Source organism: Burkholderia anthina (assembly GCF_902498995.1).
In the GTDB taxonomy this organism is placed as follows: Bacteria; Pseudomonadota; Gammaproteobacteria; order Burkholderiales; family Burkholderiaceae; genus Burkholderia; species Burkholderia anthina.
In genome coordinates, this window is the sequence record NZ_CABVLY010000026.1 from 1 (window position 1) to 21,842 (window position 21,842).

General features: G+C 68.9%; 22 protein-coding genes. 7 read left to right on the forward strand and 15 right to left on the reverse strand.

All coding sequences use genetic code 11. The features are described 5' to 3' along the window. The 4 genes from BME24068_RS27525 to BME24068_RS27540 form a co-directional block, all read right to left on the reverse strand. Window positions 1–358 (reverse strand): ExbD/TolR family protein (locus tag BME24068_RS27525; protein WP_174927957.1); only part of this gene is annotated, 358 nt, incomplete at its 3' end. Between the two features lie 22 nt (window positions 359–380). Beyond that, window positions 381–1,049 (reverse strand): MotA/TolQ/ExbB proton channel family protein, encoded by a 669-nt coding sequence (locus tag BME24068_RS27530; RefSeq protein ID WP_124827152.1) that lies wholly within the window; start codon window positions 1,047–1,049, stop codon window positions 381–383. A gap of 19 nt (window positions 1,050–1,068) precedes the next feature. After that, window positions 1,069–1,866 (reverse strand): 4-hydroxy-tetrahydrodipicolinate reductase, encoded by a 798-nt coding sequence (gene dapB, locus BME24068_RS27535; protein WP_096506320.1) that lies wholly within the window; start codon window positions 1,864–1,866, stop codon window positions 1,069–1,071. A 65-nt stretch (window positions 1,867–1,931) separates the two neighbouring features. After that, window positions 1,932–2,732: an outer membrane protein assembly factor BamE gene (locus tag BME24068_RS27540; RefSeq protein WP_096506318.1), complete on the reverse strand. Its 801-nt coding sequence runs from the start codon at window positions 2,730–2,732 to the stop codon at window positions 1,932–1,934. Between the two features lie 142 nt (window positions 2,733–2,874). Here BME24068_RS27540 and fur point away from each other — a divergent pair, with 142 nt between their 5' ends. Further along, window positions 2,875–3,303, forward strand: coding sequence for a ferric iron uptake transcriptional regulator (fur, locus tag BME24068_RS27545; protein ID WP_006753314.1), 429 nt, complete (start codon window positions 2,875–2,877; stop codon window positions 3,301–3,303). A 181-nt stretch (window positions 3,304–3,484) separates the two neighbouring features. Here fur and BME24068_RS27550 read toward each other — a convergent pair whose 3' ends face one another. From BME24068_RS27550 to BME24068_RS27560, 3 genes are all read right to left on the reverse strand, one after another. Then, a complete protein-coding gene (locus BME24068_RS27550) occupies window positions 3,485–4,009 on the reverse strand; it encodes an ureidoglycolate lyase (RefSeq protein WP_174927958.1) in 525 nt (174 codons plus the stop codon). Between the two features lie 14 nt (window positions 4,010–4,023). Continuing rightward, the gene (gene alc, locus BME24068_RS27555; protein ID WP_174927959.1) at window positions 4,024–5,031 is read right to left on the reverse strand and encodes an allantoicase; all 1,008 of its coding nucleotides are present in this window, start codon (window positions 5,029–5,031) and stop codon (window positions 4,024–4,026) included. A gap of 105 nt (window positions 5,032–5,136) precedes the next feature. Next, the gene (locus tag BME24068_RS27560; protein WP_096506398.1) at window positions 5,137–6,459 is read right to left on the reverse strand and encodes a C4-dicarboxylate transporter DctA; all 1,323 of its coding nucleotides are present in this window, start codon (window positions 6,457–6,459) and stop codon (window positions 5,137–5,139) included. A gap of 212 nt (window positions 6,460–6,671) precedes the next feature. Between BME24068_RS27560 and BME24068_RS27565 the strand changes: the two genes are divergently transcribed. Next, window positions 6,672–7,394, forward strand: a complete 723-nt coding sequence (locus BME24068_RS27565; RefSeq protein WP_096506312.1) for a FadR/GntR family transcriptional regulator — start codon at window positions 6,672–6,674, stop codon at window positions 7,392–7,394. 71 nt (window positions 7,395–7,465) lie between these two features. Here BME24068_RS27565 and cynR read toward each other — a convergent pair whose 3' ends face one another. Continuing rightward, window positions 7,466–8,356 carry a transcriptional regulator CynR gene (gene cynR, locus BME24068_RS27570; protein WP_096506308.1) on the reverse strand — a complete coding sequence of 297 codons (891 nt, stop codon included), beginning with the start codon at window positions 8,354–8,356 and terminating at the stop codon, window positions 7,466–7,468. A gap of 303 nt (window positions 8,357–8,659) precedes the next feature. Here cynR and BME24068_RS27575 point away from each other — a divergent pair, with 303 nt between their 5' ends. Further along, window positions 8,660–9,859 carry an MFS transporter gene (locus BME24068_RS27575; RefSeq protein ID WP_174927960.1) on the forward strand — a complete coding sequence of 400 codons (1,200 nt, stop codon included), beginning with the start codon at window positions 8,660–8,662 and terminating at the stop codon, window positions 9,857–9,859. 93 nt (window positions 9,860–9,952) lie between these two features. Here BME24068_RS27575 and BME24068_RS27580 read toward each other — a convergent pair whose 3' ends face one another. The 4 genes from BME24068_RS27580 to BME24068_RS27595 form a co-directional block, all read right to left on the reverse strand. Beyond that, on the reverse strand, window positions 9,953–11,011 hold the full coding sequence (locus BME24068_RS27580; RefSeq protein WP_174927961.1) for an L-idonate 5-dehydrogenase: 1,059 nt from the start codon (window positions 11,009–11,011) through the stop codon (window positions 9,953–9,955). Window positions 11,012–11,022: 11 nt separating this feature from the next. Beyond that, window positions 11,023–11,979 carry a 2-hydroxyacid dehydrogenase gene (locus tag BME24068_RS27585; RefSeq protein WP_096506397.1) on the reverse strand — a complete coding sequence of 319 codons (957 nt, stop codon included), beginning with the start codon at window positions 11,977–11,979 and terminating at the stop codon, window positions 11,023–11,025. A gap of 73 nt (window positions 11,980–12,052) precedes the next feature. Then, complete coding sequence (locus BME24068_RS27590) at window positions 12,053–13,492, reverse strand: MFS transporter (protein ID WP_096506304.1); 1,440 nt, start codon at window positions 13,490–13,492, stop codon at window positions 12,053–12,055. A 150-nt stretch (window positions 13,493–13,642) separates the two neighbouring features. Next, window positions 13,643–14,416 carry an SDR family NAD(P)-dependent oxidoreductase gene (locus BME24068_RS27595; RefSeq protein WP_174927962.1) on the reverse strand — a complete coding sequence of 258 codons (774 nt, stop codon included), beginning with the start codon at window positions 14,414–14,416 and terminating at the stop codon, window positions 13,643–13,645. 151 nt (window positions 14,417–14,567) lie between these two features. On the opposite strand from BME24068_RS27595, the gene BME24068_RS27600 reads away from it, so the two are divergent. Further along, window positions 14,568–15,458, forward strand: coding sequence for a LysR family transcriptional regulator (locus tag BME24068_RS27600; RefSeq protein ID WP_096506300.1), 891 nt, complete (start codon window positions 14,568–14,570; stop codon window positions 15,456–15,458). Between the two features lie 88 nt (window positions 15,459–15,546). Here the strand turns inward: BME24068_RS27600 and gap are convergent, their stop codons facing one another. Together gap and tkt are read right to left on the reverse strand one after the other, a co-directional pair. Then, window positions 15,547–16,557 (reverse strand): type I glyceraldehyde-3-phosphate dehydrogenase, encoded by a 1,011-nt coding sequence (gap, locus tag BME24068_RS27605; RefSeq protein WP_096506298.1) that lies wholly within the window; start codon window positions 16,555–16,557, stop codon window positions 15,547–15,549. Between the two features lie 87 nt (window positions 16,558–16,644). After that, the gene (gene tkt, locus BME24068_RS27610; RefSeq protein WP_096506296.1) at window positions 16,645–18,717 is read right to left on the reverse strand and encodes a transketolase; all 2,073 of its coding nucleotides are present in this window, start codon (window positions 18,715–18,717) and stop codon (window positions 16,645–16,647) included. A 217-nt stretch (window positions 18,718–18,934) separates the two neighbouring features. On the opposite strand from tkt, the gene speE reads away from it, so the two are divergent. From speE to BME24068_RS27625, 3 genes are all read left to right on the forward strand, one after another. After that, window positions 18,935–19,792 (forward strand): polyamine aminopropyltransferase, encoded by an 858-nt coding sequence (gene speE / locus BME24068_RS27615; protein ID WP_096506294.1) that lies wholly within the window; start codon window positions 18,935–18,937, stop codon window positions 19,790–19,792. Window positions 19,793–19,937: 145 nt separating this feature from the next. Beyond that, the gene (locus BME24068_RS27620; RefSeq protein ID WP_096506292.1) at window positions 19,938–20,354 is read left to right on the forward strand and encodes a VOC family protein; all 417 of its coding nucleotides are present in this window, start codon (window positions 19,938–19,940) and stop codon (window positions 20,352–20,354) included. 17 nt (window positions 20,355–20,371) lie between these two features. Continuing rightward, complete coding sequence (locus BME24068_RS27625) at window positions 20,372–21,139, forward strand: 16S rRNA (uracil(1498)-N(3))-methyltransferase (RefSeq protein ID WP_096506290.1); 768 nt, start codon at window positions 20,372–20,374, stop codon at window positions 21,137–21,139. A 125-nt stretch (window positions 21,140–21,264) separates the two neighbouring features. Here BME24068_RS27625 and BME24068_RS27630 read toward each other — a convergent pair whose 3' ends face one another. Further along, the gene (locus BME24068_RS27630; protein WP_096506396.1) at window positions 21,265–21,828 is read right to left on the reverse strand and encodes a barstar family protein; all 564 of its coding nucleotides are present in this window, start codon (window positions 21,826–21,828) and stop codon (window positions 21,265–21,267) included. Window positions 21,829–21,842 lie beyond the last annotated feature (14 nt).

Below are 21,842 nucleotides of genomic sequence, written 5' to 3' on the forward strand. Positions count from 1 at the left end.
CCATCACCTGCGCGATCACGTCGTAGCGCGTCGCGCGCGACGCGCGCAGCCGCAGCTCCGGCGGCGCGGCGCCCGCGGCGGCGGCCCGAAAGCGCGCGGGCAGCGCGTCGAGCGCGACGGGCGTGTCGTCCCAGAACAGCTTGCCGGCGTCGTCGATCGACAGCGTGACCGATTGCGGCGTGTCGCGCGCGACGCTGGCCGCGACCTTCGGCAGATCGAGCCGGATCGCGTGCGTCATCAGCGGCGCGGTGATGATGAAGATGACGAGCAGCACGAGCATCACGTCGATCAGCGGCGTCATGTTGATCTCCGCCATCGGCGCGGACGTCTTGTGGTGCTCCAGTCCGCCGAATGCCATGGTCGTTCCTCCGGGCCGCGCGTCAGGCGCCCTGCGCGCAGACGAACACGTGCAGGTCGCGCGCGAAGCCGTCGAGTTCCTCGGCGAGCTGCCGCACGAGCCGCCCGAGGATGTTGTACGCGAGCACCGCGGGAATCGCGACCACGAGCCCGAACGCGGTCATGATCAGCGCTTCGCCGACCGGCCCCGCGACGTTCTCGATCTGCGCCTGCCCGCTCGCGGCGATGCTGCCGAGCGCGTGATAGATGCCCCACACGGTGCCGAGCAGCCCGACGAACGGCGCGGTGCTGCCGATCGACGCGAGCAGCACCTGGCCGAACTCGAGCCGGCGCTGCGAGCGCAGCATCGCGTGACGCAGCGCGCGCAGCACGCGTTCGCTGCGCTCCACGCGCGCGGCCAGCGCGGCCGGATCGTGTTCGTCGGCCGCGTCGCGCGCGGCTTCGGCAAGCGGCACGAACACGCGTTCGCGATCGGCGCCGACGAGCGCGGCGATGCCCGCGTCGAGCGACGGCGCGCGCCAGAACGCGGCGAGCGCGCGCGGCCCCTGCCGCTTCGCGCGGACCAGGAGCCAGGCTTTCATGAGGAGGAAGCACCAGCTGGCGACGGACATCGCCAGCAGCACGTAGGCGACGGCGTGCGTGATCGCATCGCCGCTTTCGAGGTAGTGGACAACGCCGGTGGGAATGGCCATCGGAGTTTCCCCGTGAGGGTCAGCGCAGGCCGAGCACGTCCTGCATGTCGAACAGGCCGGCGCCACGCGCCGACAGGAAGCGGACCGCACGCAGCGCGCCCTGCGCGTACGACACGCGGCTCGACGACTTGTGCGTGATCTCGATCCGTTCGCCGATCCCGGCGAACAGCACGGTGTGGTCGCCGACGATGTCGCCGCCGCGCACCGCCGCAAAGCCGATCGTCGACGGATCGCGTTCGCCCGTCACGCCCTGGCGGCCGTACACCGCACATTCGTCGAGCGAGCGCCCGAGCGCGCCGGCGACGGCCTCGCCCATCATCAGCGCGGTGCCCGACGGCGCATCGACCTTGTGACGGTGATGCGCCTCGATGATCTCGATGTCGTAGCCGTGCGAGAAATGCTTCGCCGCGAATTCGAGCAGCTTCAACGTGACGTTCACGCCGACGCTCATGTTCGCCGCGAACACGATGCCGATCCTGCCTGCCGCGGCCTGCAGCTCCGCCTTCTGCTCGGCGGTGAAGCCGGTCGTGCCGATCACGAGCTTCACGTCGTGGCGCAGCGCGGCTTCGACGTGCGCGATCGTGCCTTCCGGACGCGTGAAGTCGATCAGGTAGTCGGCCTGCGCGAACACGGCGTCGAGGTCGTCGGTCAGCTTGATCCCGGTTTCCTTGCCGAGGAACGCGCCCGCGTCCTGGCCGAGGAACGGCGAATCGGCGCGGTCGAGCGCGCCGACGAGCTGCGCGTCGGAATCGTTGAGAACGGCTTCGATCAGCATCCGGCCCATACGGCCCGATGCACCGGCAATCGCAATCTTCATGGCTTTCTACACGACAGGTCTAAAGGCGGGCGGCGCACGCCGCCCCGTTTCCGCACGCCGGCCGCTTACTGCGCCGGCGCGGTGAGCGGCTGGTTCTGCAGCGTGTCCGAGCCCTGCGGGCCGACGGGCTGCGCCGTGTCGTTCGACACGTTCGGCTGCGGCGGACGATGGAACTGGAACTGCGGCTGGATCGCCGGCGCCACGCCCGGCGGCTGGCCGCCCGGCACCGGTGCGCCGCTCGAGACCTGCGCGGACGGCGTGAAGCGGCGCGCGGCCGCCCCCTGCCCCGATACCTGGTTGGTCGCGCGGTTCGCCGCGCGTGCGGCCTGCGCGTTCGCGTCCTGGTCGACCGCCGCGCCGGATGCCGGCTCGGCAACCGGGCTCGCGGCAGCAGCAGCGGTGGCCTGCGCCGCGCTCGCGGCAGCGGCTTCGGACGCCCGCTTCGCCGCGGCCGCGGCCTTCGCCTTCTTGCCGCCGCGATCGCCGTCGATATCGGCCAGCAGGTCGAGTTCGGAAGGCAGGTTCTCGGCACCCGACCAGCTCGCGAGCCGGTCGCCCGAGAACGTCAGCACGAGGTCGCGCTGCTGGACGACTGCCGTCGAGCCGCGCTTGAAGTAAAAGAGGTAATCCCAGCGGTCGGCATGGAACATGTCGGTCAGCAGCGGCGTGCCGAGCAGCGCGCGGACCTGCTCGCGCGACATCCCGGCCTGCAGCTGCGCGGCCTTTTCCTGCGACACGAAGTTGCCCTGCACGACAGTGATCCGATAGGGCGTGATGCTCTGCGCGATGCGCTGCGTCACGCTGTCGTACGACGAACAACCAGCCAGCGCGGCAACGGCGGCGGCAGCGATGATGGCACTCCGCATGCGACTCCTCTGAAAGTGCGAAAGAGATTCTGGGATCATTTCCGTCACCGTGCTGGCCCGCGTCGCGAGCCGCGCGTGTTTCTGGAACGGCGAAAAGCCGGTAACATTGAAGCCCTGCATTGTACTCTAGGGATGCCTAGCCATGACCAATCCGACGGATCTCAAGAATATCGGGCTAAAGGCCACCCTACCGCGCCTCAAGATTCTCGAGATCTTCCAGCAGAGCCCCGTGCGTCACCTGACGGCCGAAGACGTCTACCGGAACCTGCTCAACGAACAGCTCGACATCGGGCTCGCCACGGTTTACCGCGTGCTGACGCAGTTCGAGCAGGCGGGCCTGCTCACGCGCAGCAACTTCGAATCCGGCAAGGCCGTGTTCGAACTGAACGAAGGTTCGCACCACGATCACCTCGTGTGTCTCGATTGCGGCCGCGTCGAAGAGTTCTTCGACGCCGAAATCGAAAGCCGCCAGCAAGCGATCGCGAAGGAACGCGGCTTCCGCCTCCAGGAACACTCGCTCGCGATGTACGGTTCCTGCACGACCGAGAACTGCCCGCACCGCAAGCACTGATCCGCACCATTCGCGCATGCGCAACGGCCCGGCCGGCATCTCGCCGCCCGGGCCGTGTCGTTTTCGGGACAGGATCAATGTGACGCGGCCCGCGTGACAAACGGGCCCGGATGGAAACGTTCTCGAGCATGCGGCCGCGCACCGGCCACGGCGTGGCGCCCGATGCCGGCCGCGCCGCGCGTCAGGCCGCGCTCGCGCAGGCCGGTTCGAACTCCAGCGCCCACGCGTCGTCGAGCGGGATCTCGTCGCAGTTCGGCTGCGGCCCGCCGCGATCGACGATCACGAAATCGCTGACCGCGTCGAGCGCGAGCAGCGGGTGGTGCCACACGCCCTTCGCGTAATTCACGCCCTGCCAGCCTTCGGCGAGGAACGCACGCATCGCGTCGGGCCGGAATTCGCCGGCCGGCGCGACGACGATCGCGTAGCGCGACACGGCCGCCAGCGGGATGAACGCCTGGCTGCCGTGCGGATGACGCTCCATCAGCGTGATCGCGACCGGCAGCGCGCGCGGCTGCGCACGAAACATGCTGACGAGCGGCCGGCCGCCGTCCGCGCAGACGTCGATCGCCGCAAGATCGTGGAACCGCTCGGTCGTGCCGCCGTTGATCGGGAAATGCCGCGCGCCTTCGAGCGCGATCACGTCGCCGAACGGCGAGAACGCTTCGCGGGTCAGGCGCTCGACGCGCAGGATATGGGGTCCGCTCATGCCTTCGCCCTCCGTCAAGCCGGCTCGCCCCACAGACGCAGGCGCGACACGCCGCCGTCCGGGAAGATGTTGAAGCGCACGTGCGTGACGGGGCCGAGCGCCGCGAGCAGGTCGAACGTGTGCACGTGATCCATCTGCAGCTTCTGCTCGCCGAGCAGTTCGGCCCAGAACATCGCCTGCGTGACGAGCGAATCGTCGGTGCCGCCCGTGACCTGCGCGGCCTGCAGCGAACAGCGGTCGGGAAAGTTGCCCTTGAAGAACGCCGTATCGACCTCGACGCGCCGGATGATACCCGGGCGCGCCAGCGCGACGATCGCCCAGTCGTTGCCGGGCTCGCGGCGGCGCCGCGTTTCCCAGCCGTCGCCCATGTTCGCGCCCCGCCCCGGCATCAGCATCTGCGAGGCCGGCCCGAAGTGCTGGTTGTTCGCCGCCACCAGGTAGCCGCCGTTCTCGATCGCCGCGAGATCGACGAGCTCGCCGGCCGGCACATGGCGCCAGTCGCGCTGCGGCTGGCCGTACACGCGCAGCCGCGCGAGCCCGCCGTCCGGATACAGGTTCACGCGCAGATGCGTGACCGGCTGCGCGTCGTCGACGCTCACGTAGTGGTGCGAATTGCCCTGCAGCGTCGTCGCGGGGACGATCGTGCGCCATGCGGCGTCGTCAGGCGGCGTGTCGCCGTCCACCGCGCAGGCCTCGATCGACGCGGCCGGCGGGAAGTTGCCGGTGAAGTGGCTCGTGTCGAGATCGACGCCGTAGATCACGCCGGGCCGCGCGAGCCGGACCACGCAGAAGTCGTGGCCGGTGGTGCGCTTGCGGCGCGTCTCCCAGCCGTCCATCCACTTGCCGTGGTCGTCGTACTTGCCGGGAATGAACACGGCCGGCTCGGGATCGAGCATGCGCTCCTTCGGCGCGAAGAATTCGTCGCTGGCGAAGAGCGCCTGCGCGCCCAGGCGCGGATCGGCGAGGTTCATGTAGCGCCGCGTGAAGGCCGGCGCGTTCGGATCGAGGATGGGGGCTGCCATGTCGTCTCCAGAGATTTTGGAAAGCGCCGGCGCATGGTCGCGCCGGTCGCATGTCATTCACATCGCGCGGGACGGCCGGGGAAGCCGCGCCGCGCGCACTCGCGCTCAGAGCGCGTGGGCCTGGTCGCCCGCGACCGTTGCGGCGCGGCCCTGTTCGTCGGCCGGCACGTAGCGCAGTTCGCGGTTCAGCACGCGCTTCGCACGGGCCCGGTCGATGTCGTGCTCCCACACCGCGACGACGACCGTCGCGACGCAGTTGCCGATCAGGTTGGTCAGCGCGCGGGCGATGCCGACGAACCAGTCGACCGGCAGGATCAGCACGAGGCCGAGCACCGGGATCGCGGGGATCGCCGACAGCGTCGCCGCGAGGATCACGATCGCCGAACCCGGAATCCCGTGCGCGCCCTTGGACGTGACGAGCGACACGAGCAGCACGACGATCAGGTCATGCGTCGACAGCGGCGTGTTGGTGGCCTGCGCGATGAACAGCACGGCGAGCGTCAGGTAGATCGAGAAGCCGTCGAGGTTGAACGAGTAGCCGGTCGGAATCACGAGGCCGACCGTCGAATCCTTGATGCCCATGTATTCGAGCTTGCTCATCACCTGCGGCAGCACCGCGTCGGACGATGCCGTGCCCAGCACGATCGACAGTTCCTCGCGCAGATAGCGGATCAGCTTGAACACCGAGAAGCCCGCGAGCCGCATCACGATGCCGAGCACGACCGTGACGAACACGAAGCAGCTCAGGTAGAACACCGCGACGAGATAGCCGAGCTGCTTGAGCGACGCCACGCCGTACTTGCCGGTCGTGAACGCGATCGCGCCGAGCACGCCGAGCGGTGCGAGCTTGATGATGAAGCCGATGATGCGGAAGAACACGTGCGACAGTTCCTCGATCAGGCTGTTCACGCGTTGCGCCTTGTCGCCGAGCAGCGACAGCGCGGAGCCGAACAGCACCGCGAACACGAGGATCTGCAGGATGTCGCCCTTCGCGAACGCGTCGATCGCGGTCTCGGGGATGATCTTCATCAGGTAGCCGGCCGTGTCCTTCAGGCTTTCGGCGTTCTTCGCATACGACGCGAGCGACGCCGCATCGAGCGAGCGCAGGTCGATGTTCATCCCGACGCCCGGGCGCGTGAGCCACGCGAGCGCAAGCCCGATGCCGAGCGCGATCGTCGTCATCACCTCGAAGTAGACGACCGCCTTCAGGCCGACCCGGCCGACCTTCTTCAGGTCGCCCGCATTGGCCATCCCGCTGACCACGACGCAGAACACGATCGGGCCGATGACCATCTTGATGAGTTTCAGGAAGCCGTCGCCGAGCGGTCGCAACGACTCGGCGAAATGCGGGAAGAACGCGCCGAGCGCGACCCCCAGTATCAGTGCGACGACTACCCGGCCAAACAGCGAATTGAGGAATTTCGACACGGCGCTCTCCCGATCCAACGGTTGCAGTTTCGTCTGTTCATACTGGTAAGACCAGTGATGTTATGGTGGATAGTAGGAAGCCGATATAGTCGCGTCAAGGACGGATCAAATAGGGATTTCCCGCCCCTCGGCATGGGGCCGGCATGCACCGGATCGGGGCGGATCGTGGCTTTCCCGTAGGTCGCTCATGCACCGCCTGCGTGCGGATTACAATGCTGGTCAGACCGGCCATCGCTCACATCATGAAGAACGTTCCACACACCGTGACCGACGCCGCCATCTCGACGATCCGCGACCGGATCGAGGCAGGCGTGTATCCGGTCGGCAGCCTGCTGCCGGCCCAGCGGCAGCTCTCCGAGGAGCTGGAGATCAGCCGCGCGTCGCTGCGCGAGGCGCTGTCGACGCTCGAGGCGCTCGGGATGCTGCGCATCCGCGCGGGCAAGGGCGTCTATGTCGAAAGCGCGCAGGCGACGGCCGCCCACGCGTGGCGGTTCGCCGAGCAGTCGTCGCCGCCCGACACGTACCAGATGCGCTACGCGCTCGAAGGGTTTGCCGCGCGCATGGCGGCGCACGTCGTCACCGACGACGACATCGCATGGTTCGAGAACAATCTCGCCGACCTGCACGTCGCGCTGACCGAGAGCGCGCTCGACGAGGCGTCGCGACTCGACTTCGACTTCCACATGCGGATCATCCATCTCGCGGGCAACGCGGCGATCGAATCGGTACTGCGCAGCAGCGCGGACATCATGAAGGAAAGCCAGCGCATGCCGTTCTACCGGCGCGAGCTGCTGCTGTCGACGTGGCACGAACACCGCGCGATCGTCGATGCGCTGATTGCCCGCGATGCGGCCGCCGCGGGCACCGCGATCGAGACGCACATCGCCAACGCCGCGCAGCGCGCGGGCATCTTCTTCCCGACGCCGCGCGCCTGAGCGCTTGAACGCCTGAGCGCCTGAGCACCGCCCGCGCGGCCGGCGCCGCAACCGGTCGCCGGCCATCCCGGTCATCCTCCCGACGGATCGCGATACGCGAGCGCGCGCTCGATGAATGCGCGCGCCGCGACGCTGCGGTACGCGCCCTTGCGCGTGAGCAGTGCGGCCGTGCGCGCCGGCAGCGGCGGATCGATCTCCAGCGCGCACAGATCGCCGCTCTCGCGCGCGACCGCATCGGGCAGCACCGTCGCGAGCCGCCCGCAGCGCACGAGTTCCAGCACCGCGCTGACCGTGTTCGTCTCGATCGCGATCTTCGGCTGCGCCCCCTGCTCGATGAAATACCGGTCGATGCTTTCGCGCGTCGCGAACGCGCGGCTCAGCAGCACCAGCGGTTCGCCGACGAGTTCGGCCGGGCTCAGCGCGCGGCGACGGCGGGCCAGGCGATGCGTGCGGCCCGTCACGAGCGCGAGCGGCTCGTCCCACAACGGCAGCGCGTCGATGTCCGGCGCGCGCGGCGGCATGAACGCGAAGCCCGCGTCGAGCCGGTCGTCGGCCAGCAGCGCCTCGATGCGCTCCTGCGGCATCGCGTCGATCGTCAGCGCGACGTTCGGAAAATCCGCATGGAACGCGTCGATCAGCGAGCCGCTCAGGTAGGCCGCGAAGGTCGGCATCATCGCGAGCCGCAGCGAACCGCTGCCGAGATCGGCGACGTCGTGCAGCGCGCGCTGGCCGGTATCGAGCTCGTGCAGCGCCGCGCGCGCGTGGCGCGCATAGACTTCGCCGAACTCGGTGAGCCGCACCGTGCGGCCCGAGCGGTCGAACAGCTGCACGCCGAGCATGTCCTCGAGCTGGCGCACCTGCTGCGACAGCGTCGGCTGCGACACGTGCAGCGCGTCGGCCGCGCGCGTGAAGCTGCGCTGTTCGGCGACGGCCAGGAAATAGCGGATGTGGCGAAGGAGCATGCGCGACTCAGGTATTGGCTGCACCAATGAATACCATAACGATCCAGTCTTGGACGCTATGCTTCGATTCCCGCATCATACGCACTTCCGCTCCCGCGTATGGCGCCCGCCGCCGCACCGGAGCGGCACGCCCGGGCCCGCCCTGCCCCGCGCCGCACGACGATCCGCCGCCGCCCCACCCGGGCGCCGGCCACGCTCCGCCCGGCGCGCATCGGCTCATCGCCGATCCGTTGCGCCGGCCCCGATTTCCGCAATCCCCGCGCAGCCGACCGCGCCGCCGGTCGCCGCCGTTTTTTCGCAACCATGGAACCGCATCACGACAACCATCCCCCACTGACCCGCGCCATGACGCTGCTGTTCGCGTGCGCGTGCGGCATCGTCATCGGCAACATCTATTACGCGCAGCCGCTGCTCGCCGCGATCGCGCGCAGTTTCGGCCGCCCGCCCGCCGAGCTCGGCTACCTCGTCACGCTGACGCAGCTCGGCTACGCGGCAAGCCTGCTGCTGATCGTGCCGCTCGGCGACGCGGTCAACCGCCACACGCTGATCGTGCGGCTGCTCGTGCTCAACGTGATCGCGCTGGTGGCCGTCGCGTCCAGCACGAACTTCACGATGTTCGTCGTCGCGAACATCGCGCTCGGCTTCGTCACCTGCTCGACGCAGTTGCTCGTGCCGTTCGCCGCGTCGCTCGCCGACGCGCGCACGCGCGGCCGCGCGGTCGGCACCGTGATGAGCGGGCTGCTGCTCGGGATCCTGCTCGCGCGCGTCGCGGCCGGCGCGATCGCCGACGGGTTCGGCTGGCGCGCGGTGTACGCAATCGCCGCGGTGATGATCCTCGCGCTGACCGCCGTGCTCGCGGTGAAGCTGCCGAAGGATCGCCGCCACGCGCGGCTCGACTACGCGGCGCTGATGAAGTCGCTCGTCGCGCTGGTGCGCGCGCAGCCGTTGATCGCGCTGCGCTCGACGTACGGCGCGCTCGTGTTCGCGTGCTTCAGCCTGCTGTGGACAGGCCTCACGTTCCTGCTGAGCCAGCCGCCGTACGGCTACTCCGAAGGGCAGATCGGGCTGTTCGGCATCGTCGGTGCGGTGGGCGCGCTCGCGGCGACGTCGGCCGGCCGGCTCGTCGATCGCGGCCACGGCAACGCGGCGACCGGGTTGTTCGCGGCGGCCGTGCTCGCCTCGTTCGCGCTGATCGCGACCGGCGCGCACTCGCTCGTCGCATTGATCGCGGGCATCCTGCTGCTCGATGTCGGCGTGCAGGGCATGCACATCTCGAACCAGAGCGTGATCTATGCGCTCGCCGGCAACGCGCGCAGCCGCGTGACGACGATCTACCTGACGAGCTACTTCATCGGCGGCGCGTTCGGGTCGTTCGCGGCGAGCGTCGCGTACGGCGTCGACGGCTGGCGCGGCGTGTGCATCGCCGGCGCCGCGCTGTCCGGCGTGCTGATCGCCTTGTGGCTCGCATCGCAACGCGTCGGCGTGCGGCAAGTCACGCAGTAACCGGCTTTCGCACCGGCCAATAAAAAGGCACGCTCCGCGCATCGCGGGCGTGCCTTTTTTGCATGCGCGCCGTCGCGCGCCGTCAGCGAACGGTCACGCAGTCGCGTCCGCGAAATCGATCAGCACCTTCATCGCGCGTTGCCGGTCGCCGGCCAGCTCGAACGCATCGTTCGCTTCGCGCATCGGAAACACGCGCGTCACGGCCGGCGCGAGATCGACGCGCCCCGCATTGATCAACTGCACCGCAAGCGCGAACTCCGCGTGGAAGCGGAACGACCCGCAGATCGACAGCTCCTTCGCGACCACCACGTTCTGCGGCAGGCTGACGTCGCCGCCAAGCCCGAGCTGCACGACGACGCCGCGCGGCCGCATCACGTCGAGGCCGTCGCGCAGTGCGCGCGCATTGCCGGAACACTCGATCATCACGTCGAACGTCCCCTTGTCGGCACCGTAGCGCGCAACCCAGCCGCTATCGGTCGCCGCGTTGATCGTCTGGTCGGCGCCGAGCGCGCGCGCCACGTCGAGCGGCGCATCGACCACGTCGGTCGCGACGATCTCCGCCGCGCCGTGCACGCGCGCCGCCGCGACCGCCAGCACGCCGATCGGCCCGCATCCCGACACCAGCACGCGCCGGCCGATCAGCGGCCCCGCGCGCGACACCGCGTGCAGCCCGACCGCGAACGGCTCGGCAAGCGCCGCGAGCGACAGCGGCACGTGATCGGCCACTTTCACGCACTGCGCCGCGTCGCACACGAGCGCGTTGCGAAACGCGCCCTGCACGTGCGGCATGCGCATCGCGCTGCCGTAGAAGCGCATGTCGAGGCACTGGTTCGGCAACCCTTCGAGACAGTAGCGGCACGCGCCGCATGGGCGGCTCGGATTGACCGCGACGCGATCGCCGACCTTCACCGCCGTCACGTCCGGCGCGACCGCCGCCACCGTGCCGGCCACTTCATGGCCGAGCACCATCGGCTGCTGCAGCCGGATCGCGCCGAAGCCGCCGTGCCGGAAGTAATGCAGGTCGGAGCCGCAGATGCCGCCCATCGCGACATCGACGCGCACCTGGCCCGGGCCGATCTCGCCGGCGTCCTGCTCTTCGAGCCGCAGGTCGTTCGGCCCGTGGATCACGACACACATGCAACGCATACGCATGACCACCCTCCTCAGACGACCGGCGTGAGCAGCGGCGCGCCGGCGAAGTGCGCGGCGAGGTTGTCGCGCACGAGCCAGCCCATCGCCTGACGCGTCTCGACGGTGCCGCTCGCATGATGCGGCTGCAGCAGCACGTTCTGCAACGCGAGGAAACGCGGGTCGATGTTCGGTTCGTTCCAGAACACGTCGAGCGCCGCGCCGGCGATCGCGCCGCGCTCGAGCGCGTCGAGCAGCGCGGGTTCGTCGACGGTCGTGCCGCGCGACACGTTCACCAGATAGCCGTGCGGGCCGAGCGCATCGAGCACGGTCGCGTCGACGAGATGGCGCGTCGACGCGCCGCCCGCGAGCGTGACGATCAGCACGTCGCACCAGCCGGCCAGCTCGGTCAGTTGGCCGAAGAAAAGATGCGGGCTGTCCGCGCGCGGCGCGACGTCGAAATAGCCGAGCTCGACGTCGAAGCCGGACAACCGGCGCGCGAGCGTCGTGCCGATCCGGCCGAAGCCGACAATGCCGACGCGCTTGCCATACAGGCGCGTGACGAGCGGCATGTCGCCGTCGCGCCATGCGCCGGAGCGCACGTACGCGTCACCGGCACCGATCCGGCGCAGCAGCGCAAGCGTGAGCCCGACGCCGAGATCGGCGACGTCGCCGGTCAGCACGTCGGGCGTATTGGTCACGCGGATGCCGCGCTCGCGTGCCGCGGCGAGATCGATCGCGTCAGTGCCGACGCCGTAGCACGAGATGATCTCGAGCCGCGGCAGTGCGGCGATCAGCGCGGCATCGGCGCCGAGGTCGCCGCGCGTCGCGATCGCGCGCACGCCGGCACCGTGTTCGGCGAGAAACGCCGTGCGGTCGGCGGCCTCCCACAGCCGGTGGACGTGATAGCCGGTCGACAGCCATGCGTCGTCCCACGGCTGGTAGGGGCCCGTCATCAGCAGCTCGGGCCGCCGGGTCGAATCGTGCGCCATCTGCGCTTGCTCCTGTCGAAATAAGTTGAAATCGGCGTGCGTGCCGGGCCGCGTCAGCCGCCCGGCAGCGCGCTCATGCGTGCCGCGCGAGCGGTTCGGCATCCGGGGCCGGCTGCGCCTGCGCCGCGTCGAGCGGATCGTCGAGATCGCGGTTCAGCGTCTCCGGCATCCGCGCGGTGGTGAACAGCGTGATCAGCGTAAGCAGCACCAGGTATGCGGCGATCGGCACCCAGGCATGCACGCCGGCCGCGTGATCGCCGCCGTGCAGCGCGATCACGGTCGCGATCAGCATCGCGCCGATCAGCGGCGCGATTCCGCCGGCGAGCACGGCCGACACTTCACGCGCAAACGACACGCCCATGTAGCGATGCCGCGCGCCGAACAGTTCCGGCAGCAGCGCGGCCTGCGCGCCGAGCATCCCCCAGTTCGCGAAGCCTTGCGCGACCGAGATCGCGATCACGCTGGCCACCACGTTCCCCTGGCTGAAGATCCACCACACCGGGAACGCGAGCGCGAGCTGCAGCCACGCGAACGTGCGGTACACGCGCACCCGGCCGAAGCGGTCGCTCAGTCGCCCCGCGAGCGGCACCGTGCACGCGCCGACGGTGGCCGCGCACACCAGCGCGAGCGCGCCGATCGGCCCCTTCATCCCGATCACCCCGGCGAGATAGCTGATTGCGAGCGCCTGGTAGATCGACGAGCCGCCGTTCTCCGCCATCCGCAGCCCGATGCCGATCAGCAACGTGCGCTTGGAGTGCTGCACGGCGCTCTTCAGCGGATTCGCCAATACCTGCGCGCGCTTCTCGAGCCGCACGAAGGTCGGCGACTCGTGCAGCCGCGCCCGCATGTAGACCCCGACCGCGACGATCACCGCGCTGAACAGGAACGGCACGCGCCAGCCCCAGCCGTCCGTGACGTGGTCGAGGTTCGCGAGCAGCAGGAAATAGACGGCCGCCGCGAGCACCGTGCCGAGCTGGATCCCGAGAAACGGCAGCGACGCGTAGAAGCCGCGCTTGCCCGGCGGTGCGTATTCGGTCATCAGCACGGCCGCGCCGGCCTGCTCCGCGCCGGCGCCGAGGCCCTGCAGGATGCGCAGCAGCACAAGAAGCGCGGGCGCCCAGTAGCCGGCGCTCGCATAGGTCGGCAGTACGCCGATCAGCGTGCTGGCGATGCCCATCAGCAGCACCGTCGCGGTCAGCACGAACTTGCGGCCGATCCGGTCGCCGAGCACGCCGAAGATGACGCCGCCGAGCGGGCGCACCGCAAAGCCGACGAAATACGTGCCGAAGCTCGCGATCAGCCGCGTCTCGACGGTTTGCGACGGAAAGAACAGCGGCCCGAAGACCAGCGCCGACGCGAGCGTGTACAGCGCGAAATCGTAGTATTCGAGCGCGCTGCCGAGCGAGCAGGTCCATGCCGCGCGGTTGAGCTGCTTCTGGTCGACGCCGTGCCGCTCGGCGGTGTCGGCCGACGTGGCGGGCATTGCATCGCGCCGCGGGGTATTGCGATCCATCGTTGTCTCCTGTCTCCTGCCTTCCATTCCGGAACCCGGCGCCGGATGCGCCGGACATCGGCCCGCTCGTGCGGCGGGCTCTTCTGGGAATTCGGATGCCGGCCCGAACCGGCTCGACGGTGCTGCGCACGCGGCGCCAAGCACCACCGCTCAGACGGCGCTGGTCAGCCCGCCGTCGACGAACAGCGTCTGGCCGTTCACGAAATCGGACGCCGCCGACGCGAGGAAAATTGCCGCGCCGCACAGCTCGTCGACCTGTCCCCATCGGCCGGCCGGCGTGCGCTTGCACAGCCAGTCCGAAAACGCCGCGTCGTCGACCAGCGCGCGATTCAGTTCGGTTTCGAAATAGCCGGGCGCGAGGCCGTTCGCCTGGATGCCGTGGCGCGCCCAGTCGGCGCACATCCCTTTCGTCAGCATCCGCACCGCGCCCTTCGTCGCCGCATACGGCGCGATCGTCGGCCGCGCGAGCTCGCTCTGCACCGAACAGATGTTGATGATCTTGCCGCGGCCGCGCGCGATCATGTGGCGCGCCACCGCCTGCGCGGTGTTGAACACGCCGTCGAGATTCACACGCATCAGCGCGTGCCAGTCGTCCGGCTCGAATGCGTCGAGCGGCGCGCGGCGCTGGATGCCCGCGTTGTTCACGAGGATGTCGATCGCGCCGACGCGCGCCTCGAAATCGTCGATCGCCGCGCGCACCTGCGCGTGCTCGGCGACGTCGAACACCGCGTAATCGGCGACGAACCCTTCCTCGCGGAAGTGGCGCACGAGCGTCGCGGCCTTTTGCTCATTGCGATCGTTGATCACGATCGCCGCGCCGGCTTCGGCGAGCCCGCGGGCAAGCGTCAGTCCGATCCCGCGTCCGGAACCGGTGATCAGTGCGCGGCGGCCGTCGAGGCGGAACCGGTCAAGCGCGTGGGTCATGCATGTCTCCTCAAACCAGGCGAGCCGACCGCCCGTCGCGGCCGGTCTCGCGTTGAGGCTATCTTCGGCGCTCGGCCGGGCATCGCGCCAATGGTCTTTTTTGATCCGGTTATCATGAAATCCGATTACCGTCCCTTGCCGGCCGCCGACCATGGAACTCAAGCAATTGCGCGCCTTCGTCACGCTCGCGGAAGAGCTGCATTTCGGGCGCGCCGCGCAGCGCCTGTTCATCGTGCAGTCCGCGCTGAGCATGCAGATCAAGGCGCTCGAGGACGAACTGGGCGCGCGCCTGTTCGAGCGCGACCGCCACAAGGTCGAACTCAGCGACACCGGGCGCGTCTTCCTGCCCGAAGCGCGGGCGACGCTGCAGCAGGCCGCGCGCGCGGAGCAGATGGCGCGGCTGTCGAGCCGCGGCGAGATCGGCACGCTGCGCATCGCGTTCGTGTCGTCGGTGCTGCCCGCGCTGCTGCCGGCCGTGCTGCGCACGATGCGCGAGCGCTATCCGCTGATCACGCTCGAACTGAAGGACATGCCGACGCCCGACCAGATCGCGGCGCTGCGCGACCGCCGCATCGATTTCGGAATGATCCGGCTGCCGGCCGCGTATGCGGGCATCGACACGCGCGTGGTGCTGGAGGAAGGCTTCGTCGTCGCGCTGCCGCTCGACCATCCGCTCGCCGCGCACGAAGCGATCGCGCCGGACGCCTTGCGCGGCCAGCCTGCATTCGTGCTCGCGCGCCGTTACGCGCCAGGCTTTTACGACGACATGCTGCTCGCGCTGAGCCGCGCGGGCACGACGCTCGAGATCGCGCAGGAGTTCGGCGAATTCACCACGATGCTCGCGCTCGTCGCAGCCGGGATGGGGATCGGGCTGATTCCGGCGGAAGCCGCAAGCGCGCTGCCGCCGAACGTGCTCGCGCGGCCGCTCGACCTCGCGGGCCACCGCACCGGCATCGGCCTCGCGTGGACCGACCTCGACAGCGCGATCAAACGCGCGTTCGTCGACGCGCTCGAGCACGTGACGGCCAACGCCGGGCCATGACGCGGGGCGAAAAAAAGCCCGGCCGGAAAACCCGGCCGGGCTCGTTCGCTGCCCATGCCGCCTTGCGGCGGCCGCGCAACGTGCGGGATTACTTCGCGTTCGCGAATGCGACTGCCGTATCCAGCATGCGGTTCGAGAAGCCCCACTCGTTGTCGTACCAGCTCGACACCTTGACGAGGCGGCCCGACACCTTGGTCAGCGTTGCGTCGAACGTCGACGAAGCCGGGTTGTGGTTGAAGTCGATCGACACCAGCGGTGCGTCGTTGTAGCCGAGGATGCCCTTCAGCGCGCCTTCCGATGCTTCCTTCATGATCGCGTTGACTTCTTCGACCGTCGTGTCGCGCTTCGCGATGAACGACAGGTCGACGACCGACACGTTGATCGTCGGGACGCGGATCGCGTAGCCGTCGAGCTTGCCGTTCAGTTCCGGCAGCACGAGGCCGACGGCCGACGCAGCGCCCGTCTTCGTCGGGATCTGGCTGTGGGTCGCCGAACGCGCGCGGCGCAGGTCTTCGTGATAGACGTCGGTCAGCACCTGGTCGTTCGTGTACGCATGGATCGTCGTCATCAGGCCGGTTTCGAGGCCGATCTGGTCGTTCAGCGGCTTGACGAGCGGCGCGAGGCAGTTCGTCGTGCACGATGCGTTCGAGATGACCGTGTGCTCGGCCTTCAGCACGTTGTGGTTCACGCCGTAGACGATCGTCGCGTCGACGTCCTTGCCGCCCGGCGCCGAGATGATCACCTTCTTCGCGCCGCCCTTCAGGTGCGCGCTGGCCTTTTCCTTCGTCGTGAAGAAGCCCGTGCATTCCATCACGACGTCGACGCCCAGCTCGCCCCACGGCAGTTCTGCCGGGTTGCGGTTCGCCAGCACGCGGATCTTGTCGCCGTTCACGACGAGGTAGTCGCCGTCGACCGACACTTCACCCGGGAACTTGCCGTGCGCGGTGTCGTACTGGGTCAGGTGCGCGTTGGTCTTCGCATCGCCCAGATCGTTGATGGCGACGATCTCGAGATCGTGCTTCTTGCCGTTTTCATAGAACGCGCGCAGCGTGTTGCGGCCGATGCGGCCGTAGCCGTTGATTGCGACGCGGATCGTCATGGTCTATCTCCTGATGGCTGAAAAAAATTCGTTGCGTGCAGCTTCACGGTGCGACGCGCGCGAGGGGAGCGCGCGTCGCGAATGCTTTCAGGCCAGCACGGCCTTCGCGGTCTCGACGACGTGCTCGACGGTGAAACCGAAGTACTTGAACAGCACGCCGGCCGGCGCCGATTCGCCGAACGTGTCGATCCCGACGACGCCGCCTTCGAGGCCGACGTACTTGTGCCAGAACGCGGTCACGCCCGCTTCGATCGCGACGCGGCGCACGCCGTGCGGCAGCACGCGTTCGCGGTATTCGGCGTCCTGGCGGTCGAACACGTTGGTCGACGGCATCGACACGACGCGGGCCGCGATGCCCTGTTGCGCGAGCGGCTCGATCGCCTTCATCGCGAGTTCGACTTCCGAGCCCGTCGCGATCAGGATGATCTTGCGTGCGACGATCTCTTCGTCCCAGTCCTTCAGCACGTAGCCGCCCTTCTCGATGTTCGCGATCTGCGAATCGGTACGCGGGTTGAACGCGAGGTTCTGGCGGCTGAAGATCAGGCTCGACGGACGGTCGGCGGCGATCGCGTGGGTCCAGGCGACGGCCGTCTCGACCGTGTCGGCCGGACGCCACACGTCGTGGTTCGGGATCAGGCGCAGGCTCGACACGTGCTCGATCGACTGGTGCGTCGGGCCGTCTTCGCCGAGGCCGATCGAATCGTGCGTGAACACGAAGATCGACGGAACCTTCATCAGCGCGGCGACGCGCAGTGCGTTGCGGCTGTAGTCGGAGAACGTCAGGAACGTGCCGCCGAACGGCTTGTGGCCGCCGTGCAGCGCGAGGCCGTTGATCGCGGCGCTCATGCCGAATTCGCGCACGCCGTAGTTGATGTGGTTGCCGAGCAGCACGCCCGCGCCTTCCGGATTCGCGCGCACCGCCTTCGATGCCTTCCAGTTCGTCAGGTTCGAACCGGTCAGGTCGGCCGAGCCGCCGAGCAGTTCGGGCAGCGCGGCGGCAAGCCCTTCGATCGCCTGCTGCGACGCCTTGCGGGTCGCCACCGTCTCGCCGCGCTCGTTCGCGCCGGCGATGATCGCCGCTGCCTTCTCGGCCCAGTCGGCCGGCAGCTTGTTGGCCATCCGGCGCTCGAATTCGGCGGCTTCCGCCGGGAATTTCGCGCGATAGGCGGCGAACGTCGCGTCCCATTCGGTTTCGGCGCGCTTGCCGGCTTCCTTCGCATCCCATGCCGCATAGACTTCCTGCGGAATCACGAACGGCTCCCAGGTCCAGCCGAGTGCCGCGCGCGTCTTCGCGATTTCTTCCGCGCCGAGCGCCGCGCCGTGCACGTCGTGGCCGCCGGCCTTGGTCGCCGCGCCCTTGCCGATCACCGTCTTGCAGCAGATCAGCGTCGGCTTGTCCGACAGCTTCGCCTTCGCGATCGCCGCGTCGACCGCGTCGACGTCGTGGCCGTTCACGTTCGGGATCACGTTCCAGCCGTATGCCTCGAAGCGCTTCGGCGTGTCGTCGTGGAACCAGTTCACGACGTCGCCGTCGATCGAGATGCCGTTGTCGTCGTACAGCGCGATCAGCTTGTTCAGCTTCAGCGTGCCCGCGAACGAGCAGGCTTCGTGCGAGATGCCTTCCATCAGGCAGCCGTCGCCGAGGAACACGTACGTGTGGTGATCGACGATCTTCGCGCCGTCACGGTTGAATTCGTCCGCCATCAGCGCTTCGCCGAGCGCCATGCCGACCGCGTTCGCGAGACCCTGGCCGAGCGGGCCGGTGGTCGTCTCGACGCCCGGCGTGATGCCGTATTCCGGGTGGCCCGGGGTCTTCGAGTGCAGCTGGCGGAAGTTCTTCAGCTCTTCCATCGGCAGGTCGTAGCCGGTCAGGTGCAGCAGCGAGTACAGCAGCATCGAGCCATGGCCGTTCGACAGCACGAAGCGGTCGCGATCTGCCCAGTGCGGGTTCGTCGGGTTGTGCTTCAGGTGGCGCGACCAGAGCGCAACGCCGATTTCGGCCATGCCCATCGGCATGCCGGGGTGGCCGGAGTTCGCTTGCTGGACGGCGTCCATCGCGAGCGCACGGATCGCGTTGGCCATCAGGGTGGTGGAGGCGGGAGACGAAGTCGTCATGTCGAGTCCGGAGAACGAGTCGAGGAAACGGGGGCACGGCGGCATCCGGAAGCTCGAGCGTCGATCGTTCCGGGCGCGCGATGCGGCGCCTGACGGACGCGAAGCGGACGGAGCCTACGGACGGGGCTGCAAAGCGCGTCATTTTAACAGATGGACCGACATTTCCCTTGTCGGCGCGCGGTGTTCCGGCACGCTTTTCCGTCGAACCGCGCGCCTCCTATAATTCAGACGTCGGAACTGCCTGCCCTGAGCGGCCCCGCCCGTGAGCACGACCCTCCTTTTTCACCCGACGCCCGACGCCACCTACGGCTTCCCGAACGCCCGGCGGCTCGCGCATGTCGCGTCGCCGCACCAGCACATCGAGGTGTGGGAAACGCCGCAGCTCGGCCGCCTGTTCACGCTGGACGGCCGGCCGATGACGTCGGTCGGCGACGAATACGTCTATCACGAGTGCATGACGCACCCGGCCGCGCTCGCGCATCCGTGCCCGAGGAAGGCGCTCGTGCTCGGCGGCGGCGACGGCGGCGCGGCGCGCCAGTTGCTCAAGCATGCGTGCATCGAGCGGATCGTCGTCGCCGAGCTCGACGACGAAGTGGTCGGCATGGCCCGCCGCTATCTCGACGATGTACACCAGGGCGCGCTGGACGACCCGCGCGTGGAGGTCGTGATCGGCGACGCCGCGCATTTCGTCGCGTCGACCGTCGAGCATTTCGACCTCGTCGTGTTCGATCTCACGCCGCCCGATTCGCCGGCCGCCGGCCTCTATACGCGCGCGTTCTATGCGCGGCTCAAGCGGATCCTGACGCCGTGCGGCGCGATCTCGATGCACCTCGGCTCGCCCGTGTTCCACGCGTCGCGGATCGCCGCGCTGCTCGACGACCTGCGCGCGTGCTTCGCGGTGGTCGATCCGCTGTCGGCGCACGTGCCGCTGTACGGCTCGCAATGGCTGATGGCGATCGCGAGCGACACGCTCGACGCGGCCGCGCTGTTCGCGCACGACGTCGACGAACGTCTCGCCGCGCGCCGCGTGCACGGCTTGCGCTACTACGATGCGCGCCTGCATGCGTCCCTCTTTGCCCTGCCACGCGCGCTGCGCGATACACTGGGCGTTCGCCGCTGAGCTTCCGGGCGGCCGCATCGTTCCGCTGTTCCATTGCGCGTGCGCCCGCGCCCGTGCCGGAGCGCGAGCAGGCAGCCCCGGAACGCTGCCGGACGCCCGCCGAAGCACCCGCACGCCCCCGCTGTTCGTTCGACAGGAGATTTTCATGACCGATCCACGTCCGGCCGACGTGCCTTGGTTGACGCCTTACCTGGCTGTCCGCAATGCGCAGGCGGCCATCGAGTTCTTCAAGGCCGCATTCGGCTTCGCGCTGCGCGACGTGCTCGACGAGGATGGCGCGATCATGCACGTCGAGATGACCTACCGTGACCAGCTGATCGTGATGTTCGCGCCCGAAGGCGCATTCGGCTCGACCGCGCTCACGCCGAAGCATGCGGGCGCAACCGCGCCGCAGTCGTTCTATCTGTATGTCGACGACGTCGACGCCACCTGGCAGCGCGCGCTCGATGCGGGCGCCAAGTCCCTGACCGCGCCGCAGGACCAGTTCTGGGGCGATCGCTTCGCCCAGATCGAGGATCTCGACGGCTACCGCTGGGCGCTCGCGCGCCGCCTGCGCACATGAGCGGAGCCGCACCACGCATGAGTGAAGCCACCACCACCGCGGCCGTGCCGCGCTTTTTCGTCGAGACCGCGCTGCGCGCCGATGCGACGCTTGCGCTGCCGGCCGACGTCGCGCGTCACGCGCAGGTGCTGCGCCTGCAGCCGGGCGACGCGCTCGCGCTGTTCGACGGCAGCGGCGGCCAGTACCGCGCGCGGCTCGTCGAGATCGACAAGCGCAGCGCGCTCGCGCAGATCGAGACATTCGATTCGGCCGAAGCCGAGCCGCCCTATCGCGTGACGCTCGCGCAAGGCATCGCCGGCGGCGACAAGATGGACTGGGTGATCGAGAAAGCCGTCGAGCTCGGCGTCGCGGCGGTCGTACCGCTGTCGACCGCGCGCGGCGTCGTGAAATTGTCCGGCGAGCGCGCGGACAAGCGCGTCGCGCACTGGCGCGGCGTCGTGCGCGCATCGTGCGAACAATGCGGGCGCAACCGCGTGCCCGACGTCGCCGACGTGCGCGGCTTCGGCGCGTGGCTCGATACGCTGCCGGCCGCACCGGCCGACGGCGAACTGCGGCTGCTGTTGTCGCCGCGTGCGAGCATCCCGTTCGCATCGCTGCCCGACGCGCCGCCTGCCGCGACCGTCACGCTGCTGATCGGGCCGGAAGGCGGGCTGTCGCCCGACGAGGAGCAGGCGGCCCGCGCGCGCGGCTTCACCGCGCTGTCGCTCGGCCCGCGCGTGCTGCGCACCGAGACCGCCGGCGCGGCCGTGCTCGCGGCGCTGGCCGCGCGGTGGGGCGGATGGTGATGCATCCCGGCGCCGCTCACGCGGCGTGCGCGGCCTGATCCCGGCGGGCCGCGCACGCAAAAAAGCCCGCGCGACGCGGGCTTTTTATCGAATCGGCCGCGGGCGAGCGGCCAGTGGTTTCGCGCTTACGCGAACGAATAGAACACGCGAAACGCGACCTTGCGCTCGGCCCAGAATTCGGCGGCTTCGCGGAACACGTCGAGCAGCGTCTCGCGCCCTTCCTTGTCGAATTTCTGCGCGATCGGCAGCCCTTCGAGGACGATCACGAAACCGGGCTGGGCGCCTGCCTTCGCGACGAGGTCGGTCAGGCAGTCGTACAGCGCGTCGTAGTTCTTTCCGAAATGCTTCGGAAACAGGAACGACGTCGCGATCGTCTCCATCACCTCCTGCTTGGACTGCGCGGCGCCGCAATACGCATACAGGAAATGCTGGCCGAGCCGACCGGCTTCGTCGGCGAGATCCTGCACGCGGAACGCGCGGATCGACTGCACGAGATTGGGTCGCACGGTCGTGAAAAGGCTCATAGGCTCCTCGTTCGATGAAAGCCCGGGCTCGGCTTCCTGTTGCGCCGGCGCGCCGCCAGCCTGTGCCGCCGCGTGTAATTGCATCACGCGCTGAAACAGATTGCCGTCGCCGGCCGCGAACAGTTCCGCCGCCGCCGTATCGTGCGCGTAGATGGAGTCGCTCATTCCGTTCATCCCGA

Coding starts and splice junctions, on each gene's coding strand:
- BME24068_RS27590 (WP_096506304.1), bottom strand. CDS start 13,492: ATGGATCGCAATACCCCGCGGCGCGATGCAATGCCCGCCACGTCGGCC.
- BME24068_RS27630 (WP_096506396.1), bottom strand. CDS start 21,828: ATGAGCGACTCCATCTACGCGCACGATACGGCGGCGGCGGAACTGTTC.
- BME24068_RS27600 (WP_096506300.1), top strand. CDS start 14,568: ATGGAACTCAAGCAATTGCGCGCCTTCGTCACGCTCGCGGAAGAGCTG.
- BME24068_RS27550 (WP_174927958.1), bottom strand. CDS start 4,009: ATGAGCGGACCCCATATCCTGCGCGTCGAGCGCCTGACCCGCGAAGCG.
- BME24068_RS27625 (WP_096506290.1), top strand. CDS start 20,372: ATGAGTGAAGCCACCACCACCGCGGCCGTGCCGCGCTTTTTCGTCGAG.
- BME24068_RS27540 (WP_096506318.1), bottom strand. CDS start 2,732: ATGCGGAGTGCCATCATCGCTGCCGCCGCCGTTGCCGCGCTGGCTGGT.
- alc (WP_174927959.1), bottom strand. CDS start 5,031: ATGGCAGCCCCCATCCTCGATCCGAACGCGCCGGCCTTCACGCGGCGC.
- dapB (WP_096506320.1), bottom strand. CDS start 1,866: ATGAAGATTGCGATTGCCGGTGCATCGGGCCGTATGGGCCGGATGCTG.
- BME24068_RS27530 (WP_124827152.1), bottom strand. CDS start 1,049: ATGGCCATTCCCACCGGCGTTGTCCACTACCTCGAAAGCGGCGATGCG.
- BME24068_RS27620 (WP_096506292.1), top strand. CDS start 19,938: ATGACCGATCCACGTCCGGCCGACGTGCCTTGGTTGACGCCTTACCTG.
- cynR (WP_096506308.1), bottom strand. CDS start 8,356: ATGCTCCTTCGCCACATCCGCTATTTCCTGGCCGTCGCCGAACAGCGC.
- fur (WP_006753314.1), top strand. CDS start 2,875: ATGACCAATCCGACGGATCTCAAGAATATCGGGCTAAAGGCCACCCTA.
- tkt (WP_096506296.1), bottom strand. CDS start 18,717: ATGCCGCCGTGCCCCCGTTTCCTCGACTCGTTCTCCGGACTCGACATG.
- BME24068_RS27565 (WP_096506312.1), top strand. CDS start 6,672: ATGCTGGTCAGACCGGCCATCGCTCACATCATGAAGAACGTTCCACAC.
- BME24068_RS27575 (WP_174927960.1), top strand. CDS start 8,660: ATGGAACCGCATCACGACAACCATCCCCCACTGACCCGCGCCATGACG.
- BME24068_RS27585 (WP_096506397.1), bottom strand. CDS start 11,979: ATGGCGCACGATTCGACCCGGCGGCCCGAGCTGCTGATGACGGGCCCC.
- BME24068_RS27595 (WP_174927962.1), bottom strand. CDS start 14,416: ATGACCCACGCGCTTGACCGGTTCCGCCTCGACGGCCGCCGCGCACTG.
- BME24068_RS27580 (WP_174927961.1), bottom strand. CDS start 11,011: ATGCGTATGCGTTGCATGTGTGTCGTGATCCACGGGCCGAACGACCTG.
- gap (WP_096506298.1), bottom strand. CDS start 16,557: ATGACGATCCGCGTCGCAATCAACGGCTACGGCCGCATCGGCCGCAAC.